The 13,098-nt window shown below is 49.5% G+C and carries 10 protein-coding genes and 1 tRNA gene; 4 read left to right on the forward strand and 7 right to left on the reverse strand.

Annotated elements, in window-relative coordinates; all coding sequences use genetic code 11:
- The 4 genes from ACN0T0_RS06900 to ACN0T0_RS06915 all read right to left on the reverse strand — a co-directional run.
- The coding region (locus tag ACN0T0_RS06900; RefSeq protein ID WP_417224514.1) for a Calx-beta domain-containing protein at positions 1-1,710 on the reverse strand (1,710 nt) is incomplete at its 3' end.
- Between the two features lie 75 nt (positions 1,711-1,785).
- Positions 1,786-3,129, reverse strand: a complete 1,344-nt coding sequence (locus ACN0T0_RS06905) for a TolC family protein (protein WP_417224515.1) — start codon at positions 3,127-3,129, stop codon at positions 1,786-1,788.
- A gap of 203 nt (positions 3,130-3,332) precedes the next feature.
- Entirely contained in the window at positions 3,333-3,959 is a 627-nt protein-coding gene (locus tag ACN0T0_RS06910) for an SLATT domain-containing protein (RefSeq protein ID WP_417224517.1), read from the reverse strand.
- A gap of 86 nt (positions 3,960-4,045) precedes the next feature.
- On the reverse strand, positions 4,046-4,993 hold the full coding sequence (locus ACN0T0_RS06915) for a LysR family transcriptional regulator (RefSeq protein ID WP_417224518.1): 948 nt from the start codon (positions 4,991-4,993) through the stop codon (positions 4,046-4,048).
- A gap of 128 nt (positions 4,994-5,121) precedes the next feature.
- On the opposite strand from ACN0T0_RS06915, the gene ACN0T0_RS06920 reads away from it, so the two are divergent.
- The 4 genes from ACN0T0_RS06920 to ACN0T0_RS06935 are packed head-to-tail and all read left to right on the forward strand — an operon-like array spanning position 5,122 to position 11,890.
- A complete protein-coding gene (locus tag ACN0T0_RS06920) occupies positions 5,122-6,294 on the forward strand; it encodes an efflux RND transporter periplasmic adaptor subunit (protein WP_417224520.1) in 1,173 nt (390 codons plus the stop codon).
- Positions 6,295-6,303: 9 nt separating this feature from the next.
- Entirely contained in the window at positions 6,304-9,447 is a 3,144-nt protein-coding gene (locus ACN0T0_RS06925; protein WP_417224522.1) for an efflux RND transporter permease subunit, read from the forward strand.
- Positions 9,434-10,852, forward strand: a complete 1,419-nt coding sequence (locus tag ACN0T0_RS06930) for a TolC family protein (RefSeq protein ID WP_417224524.1) — start codon at positions 9,434-9,436, stop codon at positions 10,850-10,852. The genes ACN0T0_RS06925 and ACN0T0_RS06930 overlap by 14 nt, the downstream gene beginning before the upstream one ends.
- 39 nt (positions 10,853-10,891) lie before the next feature.
- Positions 10,892-11,890: a zinc-binding dehydrogenase gene (locus ACN0T0_RS06935; protein WP_417224525.1), complete on the forward strand. Its 999-nt coding sequence runs from the start codon at positions 10,892-10,894 to the stop codon at positions 11,888-11,890.
- A 390-nt stretch (positions 11,891-12,280) separates the two neighbouring features.
- On the opposite strand, the gene ACN0T0_RS06940 is transcribed toward ACN0T0_RS06935, so the two are convergent.
- From ACN0T0_RS06940 to ihfA, 3 genes are all read right to left on the reverse strand, one after another.
- A tRNA-Pro gene (locus ACN0T0_RS06940) sits at positions 12,281-12,357 on the reverse strand.
- Between the two features lie 95 nt (positions 12,358-12,452).
- The gene (locus ACN0T0_RS06945; protein WP_417224527.1) at positions 12,453-12,815 is read right to left on the reverse strand and encodes a MerR family transcriptional regulator; all 363 of its coding nucleotides are present in this window, start codon (positions 12,813-12,815) and stop codon (positions 12,453-12,455) included.
- Positions 12,802-13,098 (reverse strand): integration host factor subunit alpha, encoded by a 297-nt coding sequence (ihfA, locus tag ACN0T0_RS06950; RefSeq protein ID WP_091357359.1) that lies wholly within the window; start codon positions 13,096-13,098, stop codon positions 12,802-12,804. The genes ACN0T0_RS06945 and ihfA overlap by 14 nt, the downstream gene beginning before the upstream one ends.

Consider the following 13,098-nt stretch of genomic DNA (forward strand, 5'->3'; position numbering starts at 1 on the left):
AGAGACAGCAATACTGACGGTGCCGTCATCATTAACGACCGTGGTATCGACCTGAGAGACGGTACCGAGGGTTAAGTTATCCCCAGCATTGGACAAACTCACACTCAGCAGCTCATCGGCTTCGATGGTTTTATCGCCTAGTACTTCGATGGTAAAGGTCTGGCTAGCAACACCCGCCGCAAAGGTCAGGCTGCCGTTCTGGGCTTGGCCGGAGACGAGGTCATCTGCATCCAAGCCGGTGAGCGCCCAGTCGACGCTGGAGGCATTAACGGTGTTAGTCCGAGTAACGGTGTAGGTCAACAGTTGGCTGGTGCCCGTTGAACCTTCTTCGATAGACGTTTGGCTGGCAGCGATGCTAACAGTGCCATCATCATTAACGACCGTGGTCTCAACCTGTGAGACGGCACCGAGGGTTAAGTTATCACCAGCATTGGACAAACTCACACTCAGCAGCTCATCCGCTTCGATGGTTTTATCGCCTAGCACTTCGATGGTGAACGTCTGGCTGACAACACCCGCTGCAAAAGCGAGACTACCATTTTGCGCTTGGCCGGAGACGAGATCATCTGCATCCAAACCGGTGAGCGCCCAGTCGACAGTGGTCTCACTGACGGTATTCGTGCGGGTTACCGTATAGGTTAATAGCTGGCTAGTATCAGAACTTCCCTCATTAATATTCGAGGTATCTACCGTAACCGAAACAAGCCCATCATCATCAATTAACCGAATAGAAGCCTGAGGTCCAACCAAGCTCACATTAGGATCAGAGCTTTCAAGGACCACCATATAATCGGCATCTAACTCTATTAACTTATCCGCTCGTACAAGTACTTCGATTAATGCTTGAGATTGCCCAATAACGAAGTCGACAGTACCGGAGCTAACCGCCGCATCAAGAGCTTCAGCCAATCGCCATGTTAACTGAGCATCGGTTACAGGGTTTGTTCTAGCAACCTCAAAGATCAAGGTCACAACACCAGACGTCCCCTCGTCATATGAGGCTGTTGGCGCAACAATAGAATAATCACTGGATAGATTAGTTGCTGGCGGCGCTTCTTCTTGATTTTCGGCCCCAGAGTTATAAACAAAACGCTCTGTTGTCAGAGGTGTACTTTCCGGCCCCTGTTGAGCTGCGCCACCTAAGGATGGATCACTCCCATCTTGCGTAAGAAAAGAAACTTCTGCAGGAGTAAGTGGGGCCGGTCTTCCCGTTAACAGGTTGGAAGTCAGCCCTGTTAATTCAGGCGTGCCTAAGTCAATCGGTGGCTTAAAAGGGGTTGGGTCTGAGTTATCAAGCGGGGAGCGAGAAGAATCTAAAGGAGGAGTCGAGGAACCTAATGGAGGGCTAGAGGTTTCAGGGGGGGCTCCTTGCGAACCAACATCACCATCGCCGCCGGGATCATCACTCGTCGGCGTTTTTTGAGATGCCGACAAACCTGTCGTTTCTGTAACTGCGTTATCTAAAACCTTCTCATTCAAAAGCACTTGAAACTCATCGAACAGGCCTGGATCTTCAGGGTTCTGAAACACCTGTTCAAGCAGTTTTAACGTAGCAAGGATATCCGTTTCATTTACACCACTATCTCGCAGTATTTCAGCAACCTGCTGTGCCGCCTGCTGAAACAATAGTTCCTGTGGTAGACCGGCAGCACTAAGTGCTTTAGTGTTCTGCACAATTTCAACAATGGCATCTAGAGTAATGGCATTCATATCAGATATCTTTCCTAAAGTAGCAATCGGATCGTTTTTCTTGGTAATACTTCTTAGACAAACTCACTAATGACGCTAGTGAGCTCCTCTCGCCATGACGACGCCAGGTTGATCAAACAACCCAATTTGAAGACGACCTGATGCTCGTAAAAGCCGAAAAGCTGCCAGAGTCTCATCCAACTCAGCCTCAGCAGCGGCGCTTTCAGCGTTAATTAAAGCCGTTGCGGCATTAAGAATATCGAGTAAAGAACGACGACCATAGCCTCGTTCTTTAAGTGCTAACTTTAGAAATAACTTTGAAATCTCAACCTGATTCAGTAGGTAACGAGTGCGGTCTCTCGACATGCCCCAGCTATTCCAAGCGTTGCGCGCCTCTTCTACCGATTGTACAAGAACGTAGTTTGCTTTCTCAGACTCACTAAGTGCTTGCGCATTAGCCGCCGTGACCAGATGGCTCGCTTTTGATCCTGAATCAAAGCTCCAGCGAAAATTAAGCGTGGCGAGAGAATCATCGCGATACCCTTCAGTACCATCTCGGTCATCATAACGAGCATGACTAAGGGAAAGATCAACCCGTGGCATATATTCGGATTTACTTGTTGCGTGCAAGCTCGCTCGGGCAACCTGATGCCTAGCTTGTGCCGCTAACACATCTGGGCTTGCTTCCTGAACTCGCTGCTCAACTTCAGACAAGGAGGCCGGTAACAAGGCCGCAGGGACATTCAACGCCTCTAACTCAACAGCCAAAGGGGGCAAATTCCCATAGACCGCTCGATAGCGGTTTTCAGCAATATTCAAATCACTATTCGAGACAACTCTACGGGCTTCTGCTGAAGCTAACTGAGCTTTTGCCTGCAAAACATCTGTCGCATACCCTTTTCCTGCATCAACACGCGCATTTTCTTGCTGCGTCAATACTCTGACATTTTCTTCAGACTTTTCTGCGTATTGTTTAAGCCGGTGAGCTTTAACTAACTCAAGGTGTGCTTCAACGGCTGCAAAAATCAAATTCTGCCGCTGCAATGCATTCTCAAGCGATTCTTTTTCGGTCACATGACGCGCCACATCCACTTTAGCGGAGGTAGTACCAAAATCATAAACCAGCTGGTTAACACTCAAGCTCGCTTCTTTAGGTTCGTAGGTACCACTCGCCCCCACATCCCGGTCAATATCTTGATAACCGGTTGATGCTTTTAGATCAATTTTAGGAAAGTAAGCCGAACGTTCTGCATTTACTTGAGCCTTTGCGGCCACAAGATCGGCATCAACCATCTTCGCTAGGTAATGCTCATTTAGAACTAAATTAACTCTCGATTTAAAACTGCCATCTACGCCTTCAGCATGCACATAAGACCCGGATACCAATACTAAACTCGCAAACGTCGCTTTTGCATATGCAGCGAAAGAAACTATTCTCATGTACAAACTCCAGACAGCTTAATCGTTATAGTTATAAAGGAGTAAAGAGGCAAAGCAGCCATCAAAGATGATTACAAAAAAGCCACCTAAACCAAATGACTATGCCCTAAAAGCCCTACTACTGATAGAGGAATTTACCCAAAATGGCATAACCTATAAAAACAACACCTCAAACAAGGTTATTCACCTTATCAGAAGCATGATTATTGAGGTGAGTCAGCTTTATGAGTTGTCATATCTTGTTGATATGCTGAAAGTTCTTTCAATAAAAGTTCTCCCCATAATCCTGTCTCTGACAGCGTTATGGCATACAACTCTTCTGCGTAATTAAGTATCAATGAGAAGCCCACATTAGAAATATCGTCGGCATGGTCTTGAGAAAGATAACGACACCACGAAATACGTGTGGCCGTCATTAATTTTTCTAATTCGAGCTGGGTCGCGACAAAACGGATATGACCTGCAGTACCACCAAACAATGAATTAGCAGCAAAACAACTGGCCGCTATTGCCAGTGCAACATAGCCAAATGCCGCCCATTGCTGAAACGTGCTATCCGTGGTGGTGGCCAACAACGGTAGAAGCAGTCCGATAGAACCAAATAGCCAGCCACCAAAGCGTGTTACCCCCGATATCCAAGCGCGCGTACCTCGACGGCGATAGTAGTAAGCCACCTCCGCCTCAGCCAAGAGATCAACGGCATTAAAAAGTATAGCCAGCGATTCGGCGACATCCTCTTCATCCCATTTTAAATCTTGCGTCGTCTGTCTAAAATTACCCAACCGCTGAGGGTCTTCAGGCCGCAACCGTCTTATCCATGCCCAGCCCATAGCGGTAACCTCTTTTCGTTTATTTTCTTTGCCTCTTATTATAGTTCACCGCCGAGCCTGACTCATGAAAACCAAAGCGAGAACCACTATTGTGCTTGATACAGGCTCTCTAAGTTGGGGATGTTGCGCTCCCAACGGGGAATAGGGTCGCCGATATAGTGGCGGGCGGCATCCAAAAACAGCCGCGTACGCACCGGTAAATCACGATGCGGATAGACCGCATACACCGATTTATATTCCGGCAACTGCACATGGGTAAGTAAAGGCACAAGCTGATCAATCTTAATATCATCCGCAAAAAGAAAAGTCGGCGCTGAGAAAAAGGCGGTATGAGACAGCACCTTATCAATCAATATTTCAGCATCATTGGCGCGAAACACCGGTTTGATCGTCTGCTCCTGAGGCTCGCCATCTTCATCAATATAATGGATAGATTCATGACGAAAGTGTGCGCTACTGTAGGCCGCGGCGGGTAGGTCGGCCAAGTCAGCCATCGTTTTGGGTTCACCAAAGGTGTCAATAAATGGCTGAGTGGCCAGTATCAACATCCGATTGCGTCCCACTTTACGTGCAATCAGCGATGAATCTCGCGGCTCACCCACCCGGAACGCCAAATCGAACCCCTCTGCGATCATATCCACCAAGCGATCATCAAGGCGCAGCTCCACACTCACTTGCGGAAAGCGTTTTTGAAAATCATTAATCACTGGCAATAAATAATGCTTACCAATAAAGCTAGCGGCAGTGATACGCAATAAACCCCGCGGCTCTTGATGGTAGTTCTCGGCCAACTGCACCGTATCTTGCAACAACAGGCGCAGTTCTGCGGCTTTTTTGACCATTTCGGCCCCGGCGGCAGTCAGCGAAAACGATCGAGTTGTTCTGTTTAACAGCCGCACTCCTAAATCATCTTCCAGCTTACTCACCTGTTTCGATACCACTGAGCGATCGATATGTCTTAACTCCGCGGCCTTCGCAAATGACCCCTGCTCGACCACATCCAGCAACAGAATTAACCGACTCGTTGTATCCACACACTACCCCAGATTGATAAACCACTTTATTGGTGCAATTTTGGCATTAATATAATCCAAAACATACTATTTTTATCTTCAATGACAGTGCGTAGGATGCCTGCAACTCAATTTGATTGGAAAACGTCATGAAGAAAATTAGTTATACTCTCGGCGCTATTGCACTGACCGTGCTCTTGAGCGGCTGTGACCAGTCAAGCGCACAACAAGGGCAAAAACCACCACCATTGACTATCGATGTAACCGACGTTCAGCTGAAACAGGTACAATCTTGGCACACCTTTACCACACGTCTCGAAGCACCGCATCGCGTGGTATTAAAGCCTAGAGTGTCTGGTCAAATTGATAATGTGCTGTTTAAAGAGGGCGAATACGTCCAGAAAGGTCAGGTACTTTTTAGCATCGACCCACGCCCCTTTAATACTCAAGTTGCCAACCTTGAAGCTCAGCGAGTAAGCGCCGAAGCTGCGCTTGAACAAGCGCGTGGTGAAGCTCAGCGGGCCAAACGCTTGCTGGCGAAAAAAGCCATGTCGACAGAACAAGCCGATCAACGGGCTGCGGCCTTACGTCAAGCCATTGCCGGCCGTAACGCCATTGCGGCGCAGCTGCAATCAGCCAAACTCGACTTAGAGTTTAGCCAAGTTGAAGCACCCATTTCTGGGGTAATCTCCCGCGCTATCGCCACCCAGGGCAACTTTGTTACCGCGGGACAAACCACACTCACCACGCTTGTTTCCAACGATAAAGTGTATGCGTATTTCGATGTCGATGAACGCACGTGGAACCAAGCATTTGCCTCTGTCGAAGCAAAAGATAGCCCCCCTCTCACCTTAACCCGCATCAGTGACAACCAGCCGGTGCCCGGTTATGTGGACTTCATTGATAACGAAATCAACCCCACAACAGGCACCCTGCGTGTCCGTGGTGTGTTTGATGCACAGCGATACCACCTTAAGCCGGGGGCATTTGCCCGTATATCACTGGCGGCGAACGATGCTAAAGCCATGGCCATTGTCCCAGAGCGCGCGATCGGCACCGATCTCAAAAACCGTTTTGTATTAGTAGTCGATAGCAACAACACCCTGCAATACCGCTTGGTCACACTCGGAGAACGTTACGGTGCTTACCGTGCAATCACCTCAGGCCTGGAGCAACACGATCGTATTGCGGCTAATGGACCCGCTCGCGTCGGCCCCGGCATGCCCATTACGCCTAACGATGTGAGCTTTGATTTTGACAGCACTCAGTTTGTGCTCAACCAAGATCAACAAACTGACACCCTATTGAGCGTTGCACCATAAGAGACCCCTATGAACTTTTCACATTTCTTCATTAGCCGGCCCATATTTGCAGCGATGCTTTCACTGGTGTTTGTGATCACCGGTGCTATCTCGCTGTTTCAATTGCCTGTCAGCGAATACCCTGAAGTGGTGCCACCGACCGTGGTCGTCAGCGCCACTTACCCCGGCGCCAACCCCAAGGTTATCGCCGAAACCGTCGCCACCCCGCTTGAGCAGGAGATGAACGGTCTAGAGAACATGCTGTATCACTCATCCCAGGCCACCAGCGACGGGCGTCTAACACTCACCGTCACTTTTGCCTTAGGTACCGATTTAGATCAAGCCCAGGTGCAGGTGCAAAACCGAGTGAGTAATGCCCTTCCCCGTTTGCCCGAAGAAGTGCAACGGCTCGGCGTCACGGCGGAAAAATCATCGCCGAATTTGGCGTTGGTGGTACATCTATTCTCGCCGGATGACAGCCAAGATACATCTTATATGGCGAACTATGCCGACTTGTATATCCAAGATGAGTTAAAACGCTTACCCGGCGTAGGTGATATTCGTCTGTTTGGTGGCTCGAAATACTCTATGCGTGTCTGGCTTAACCCGGATGCCCTCGCAGAGCGCAACCTTACCGCAAGCGATGTCATGGCCGCCTTGAGCGAACAAAACCAACAGGTCGCCGCAGGCTCACTAGGCGCCCAGCCATCACCAGAAGAAAACCAGTTTCAGATACTTCTGAACGTTAAAGGCCGTCTATCAAGCATCGAAGAGTTTGAAAATGTAGTACTGCGGGTTGGTGACGATCGACAAATTACCCGCCTCAACGATGTTGCTCGCATTGAACTAGGCCAAGAAAATTATGCATTGCGGGCCATGCTGGATAACAAAGCCGCACTGGCTATACCGGTTTTCCAACGCCCCGGCTCTAACGCCATTGAGCTTTCTAATAGCGTGCGTGACACCATGCAACGGCTGTCGGAAAAATTCCCAGCAGGTATGGAATATGAGATCGCTTATGACCCCACTGTATTCGTACAGGGGTCGATCGATGCGGTGATCAAAACGCTGATTGAAGCCATTCTATTAGTGGTCGTAGTGGTTGTGCTGTTCTTGCAAACATGGCGCGCCTCCATCATCCCCTTGATTGCCGTGCCGGTGTCATTGATTGGTACCTTCGCCGTGATGCAACTGCTCGGGGTATCGATTAACACCCTATCGCTATTCGGTTTGATACTCGCGATCGGTATCGTCGTTGATGATGCCATCGTGGTGGTGGAAAACGTTGAACGTAATATTAGTGAAGGCCATAGCCCTGTCGAGGCGACCAAGATCGCCATGAGTGAAGTAACCGGGCCTATTATTGCCATCGCCTTCGTGCTGTGCGCAGTCTTTATTCCAACAGCATTTATCACCGGACTTTCTGGCCAGTTTTATAAGCAATTTGCCTTAACCATCACGATTTCAACACTGATCTCAGCGTTTAACTCATTGACCCTATCACCTGCACTCTCGGCTATTTTGCTGAAGTCCCATGATGCCCCCGACGACCGACTCACCAAGGTGCTTAATAAGCTCTTCGGTAACTGGTTATTCAAACCCTTTAACCGCCTGTTTGATAACAGCGCGAAAGGCTATGAAGCGTTGGTCAAAAAGCTGATCCGCCTAAGTGTTGTGGTCGGCGTGGTCTACCTTGGTTTAGTGGGATCAACCGTCGGTTTATTCAACGCGGTGCCCGGTGGCTTTATTCCACAACAGGATAAGCAATATCTGGTCGCCGTGGTACAGCTACCCGATGCCGCCAGCCTTGATAGAACGCAATCGGTTGTCGAACAGATCCAAGAGATCGCCCTAGATGTACCGGGTGTAGCACATACCGTGGCGTTCCCCGGCTTATCAGTTAATGGATTCGCCAACAGCACCAACAGCGCGGTGATGTTTACACCGTTGGAGGATTTCTCGCAACGCACCGATCCATCGATGTCAGCGAACGCTATTGCTATGCAGCTCAACCAGCGCTTCAGCGTCATTGATGAAGCCTTTGTCGCGGTATTTCCACCACCGCCTATTTTAGGCCTTGGCACTACCGGTGGGTTTAAGCTACAGCTAGAAGACCGAGGCAACAAAGGCTTTGAAGCCCTGTTTAGCGCCTTACAAGGGACCATCGCGGCGGCACAGCAAAATCCGGCCTTAACCGGTTTATTCTCGAGCTACCGCATCCAAGTGCCACAAATGGACATCAACATCGACCGTGAACAAGCACTGATTCAAGGTATCGCCCTGAATGATGTATTCACGACGTTGCAGGTGTATCTCGGCTCCGCGTATATTAATGACATCAACCTCTTTGGCCGCACCTATCAGGTGAACGCTCAAGCCGATGCTCAATATCGTAGCAAACGTGCGCAAATCTTAAACCTTAAACTGCGTAACGCAGCTGGCGAAATGGTACCGCTAGGCTCGGTGGTCACCGTCGAACCAACTACCGGCCCGGATCGTGTTCAACATTACAACGGCTATGTCACCGCAGAACTAAACGGCAGCCCGGCGCCAGGCTACAGTTCAGATCAAGCAAAACAGGCGATTGAACAGGTGCTAGCTCAAGCGTTGCCCGACGGTATCACCTATGAGTGGACCGAAGTCACCTATCAACAGATCCTAGCCGGTAACACGATGGTGTATGTGTTCCCTCTGGTTGTGCTACTTGTGTTTATGGTGCTGGCTGCCCAATATGAAAGCCTACGCTTACCGCTGGCGATCATACTGATCGTGCCGATGACTATTTTCTCCGCCTTGGCGGGGGTCTATATGCTCGGAGGGGATAACAACATCTTCACCCAAGTAGCCCTGATAGTGTTGGTGGCGCTGGCCTCGAAAAATGCCATTCTGATGATTGAGTTTGCCCGCGACAAACAGCTTAACGGAGCCAGCCATATGGACGCTATTATTGAGGCCTGCCGCTTACGCCTACGTCCCATCTTAATGACCTCAATCGCCTTTACTGCTGGTGTCATACCGCTCGTGCTCGCCACGGGCGCGGGAGCCGAAATGCGTCAAGCAATGGGTAACGCCGTGTTCTTCGGTATGATCGGTGTCACCCTATTCGGCTTGCTGTTCACCCCGGTATTTTATCGCATGGTCACGCCTAAGGAGGTGTCACATGAAAACCGTTAAACTGACACTCTCTTCGTTAACACTGGCCGTTCTAACAGGGTGCGCCAGCACCCCGCTAGAACAGGAAAAGGCACAAGCCACGCAACAGTTCATCGCTCAGGTGCAGCAACATCAGAGAGTCCAATCGATTGCACAACAAAGCGAATTAGACTGGTGGCAACAACTAGGCGATGAGCAACTGAATCGTTTAGTGCAACAAACCTTAACCCGTAACCAAAACCTCCAAGTCTCGGCAGCACGCTTGCGTGCTGCCCTGGCGCAGTTAACGGAGCAACAACGGGCACAATGGCTGCAAGGCAGTGTGGATATTACTGGCGTTCGTGGGAATACCATCAGCACGCAAAATCCAAACGGTGAAACCAGTAGCTACACCACCGGCAATGGGAATTTCACTTGGCAACTGGATCTATCTGGCCGCCTTCAGGCGCTAAGCTTAGCGGCAGAAGCCGTCGCACAGGACCAGCAGGGGCAGTATCAAACCCTCGTGGCTGAACTCGTTAGCAGCACGGTACGCAGCTATCTACAGTGGCAGAATCAAAGTTTGCGCCTTGAACTGACCCAGCGACAACTGGCAGCACTAGAAGACAGCATGGCGATCTTACAGGTGCAACTTCAAGAGGGTATTGCCACCGAACTTGAACTCAACCGCACCGAATCTCAATATTACCAACTGAAACAGCAGTTACCACAGATTGCCACTGAGCAAGCGCAAGTAGAACAAACCCTGGCAATGCTACTCGATACACAAGCCGGTGAACTAGCTCTGACACCGATGAGCGCGGCTCAATACGATCAGCAACGTATTAACGTCGCAGTACAATCCCCCGAGGATGCACTAATGAGCCGTGGCGATGTACAATCAGCCGTGGCACAGCTCACGCAACAAAGCCAACTGGCGAACAGCGCAGCACGATCGCTATATCCGGATATCAGCCTAGCAGCATTTACCGGCGTACTCAGTGCACCCGGCTTGAATTTCGACCACAGTCAGTCGAACTGGCAGATAACCCCAACTCTGAGCTGGTCACTGTTTAGTTATCCACAACTGTTAGCCCAACTGGATGCGCAAACAGCACTCAGCGAGGCAAGCTACCATGCGTATAAACAGACCTTGACCCAAGTTTTATCAAAAACAGTGCTATCGCTGCGCACCTTGGTTCAAGTTAAACAGCAGTTAGGTTATGCTCAGGCCCGGGTCAATGCCGCACAGCAGGCCTATCAACAAGCGAACCATGAATATCAAGAGGGACAGCTAGCCTATCTCGATTTACTCGATGCCCGGCAAGATGTCCTCGCTGCAGAGCAAGCGCAAATGACTATCCGCGACCAATGGCTGAGCGCTGGCGTCAACGTTTACAGCGAACTCAACGGACAGTGGACGCAGGCGTTATTGGCGAGCCGTTAATACTTAGCCTTAACGCCCAAGGGAGACAATGGAGGTAAAATGTCGACAGCAAAAATGAACGCCATTCAGCTGCGCCAGTGCGGTGCAGAGTTTGACCTGCACATGTCACAACACCCGATCCCCACATTCGGTGACAATGAGCTGTTGATCGCCATCGAATATGTAGCAATCAATCATCTCGATGCACGGCTTGCTAGAGATGGTTTTTGCCAATGGCAATACCCTCATATATTAGGCTCAGATGCTATCGGCACGGTAGTGGATGCCCCTAAAGGTGTGTTTCCAAGCAAGGGCTCTCGGGTGCTATTTAACAGCAGCTTGGCAAAACAAGGGATGCTTAAAGAGTATGCGGTGGTACCCAACTTCGCCGTCTCTGAAGTGCCCGACAGCATTGCCAGCGAGGTCGCGGTAGCTCTACCTAATGCCGGTATGACCGCATTATTAGCGCTTGGTAAACTGCAATTACAAGAAGGCCAATCATTTGCAATTAACAGCGCTCAGGGAGCCGTTGCGCACTTCGCTGTGCAGTACGCTAAACGCCAAGGCGCACAGGTTTTTGCCTTTGCCGAAAAATCGCATCATAAGCGTCTAACTAAATTAGGCGCTGACTTTACCTTCGACTGTCATGCCGACAACATCTGTCACCAGATTAAACGCGAACTTGGGCCAGGTGGCTTTGATTGCATACTCAATACTCAGGGCGGAGATAGCTTTATCGACGACCTCCATCGTTTACGCTTTTGTGGCCACATTGCCTGCCTCAATGGCTTTAGCGATATCAGCGAAGCGTTATTATTTGAAAAAGCACCTCAGATCGGGGTGGTCTCACTCGGTGGCGCATGGTTGGCCAACAGCTTATGTGCGCAGCAGCACTTAAGCTTTATGGGTTCGCAACTATTACAGGACGTCGCCAGTGGCGACATTATCCCCCCTGAAGTAGTACAAATCCCCTTTACAGTGGATGCCGTGCGGGATGTGTTAACCCTTATGACCCAACACACCTGCCCCAAACGACCAGTGGTGAAAATACGGCCCTAACCGGCATATTTTTTAGACGGTCTGTGGTTGTGATTCTCGACACAGACATGCAGTTCATCATTAAGACGCATTCATATCATCCAGGAAGCGTTTCAAGAAAAGGCAGAAGATTTAAGGCTGACATTAACGCTGTACTAAAACGTCATACACAACTTTCGCAGCCCTGAAATCAGTCACAGAATGTTCAGATCGAAGCGAAAACTGACTACCCGTTATCAGCAAATACTCATAGGTAATGCATCGATATTTTCAAACGATGGAGTATAAGGTGATCGAGACCGCTAACAACAACTTAGCCGATACGCTCTCAGAGTGGTTTTATTGTGTACCTAAAACAAAAAAAGACCCGATAAGGGTCTTTTTATAAGATAGTGTTTGAAGCAAATAAGTTGGTCGGGACAGCGGGATTCGAACCCACGACCCCTACTCCCCCAGAGTAGTGCGCTACCAGGCTGCGCTATGTCCCGACGATGAGCACTAAACACCTAGAGCATTCAGCGCTGCAACAGAGGTGGCTATACTACGCCAACAATTCACGTCTGAAAAGAACTTTTTAATCGATTTACTTTACCGATTTCAGTAGCTTACGAATATCTTCCAGTTCGGTAATCGTCTGGCGGATAAGCTGCTTATAACGGGCCGTATCATCAACTGCCTGATCGCCATTAAGCCACTGACGGGCACCATTGATGGTATACCCTTGATCATGCAATAAACCTTGAATCTGACGAATAATCAGCACATCTTGGCGCTGATAATAACGCCGACCACTGCGTTTAACCGGACGGATCTGTGGAAATTCTTGCTCCCAATAGCGCAAAACATGTGCTTTAAGATCGCACAACTTGGCTACCTCACCAATGGTGAAGTAGCGTTTTGTCGGGATACTGGGTAGATCATCCGAGACTGAATCAGTCTCCTTCATAGGCTTCTACACGTTCCTTAAGCTTTTGGCCCGGGCGGAAAGTTACCACCCGACGTGCTGAAATAGGCACCTCTTCACCGGTTTTAGGATTTCGACCCGGACGTTCACGTTTATCACGCAGGTCGAAATTACCAAAACCCGATAGTTTTACCTGTTCATTTTCAGCAAGGCTCATGCGAATTTCATCAAAGAAGGCTTCCACCATCTCTTTTGCTTCGCGCTTGTTAAGCCCCAGATCTTCATACAGGCGCTCAGCCATATCTGCTTTAGTCAAAGAGCCCAT

It is taken from the genome of Amphritea sp. (genome assembly GCF_048266285.1).
GTDB lineage: Bacteria > Pseudomonadota > Gammaproteobacteria > Pseudomonadales > Balneatricaceae > Amphritea.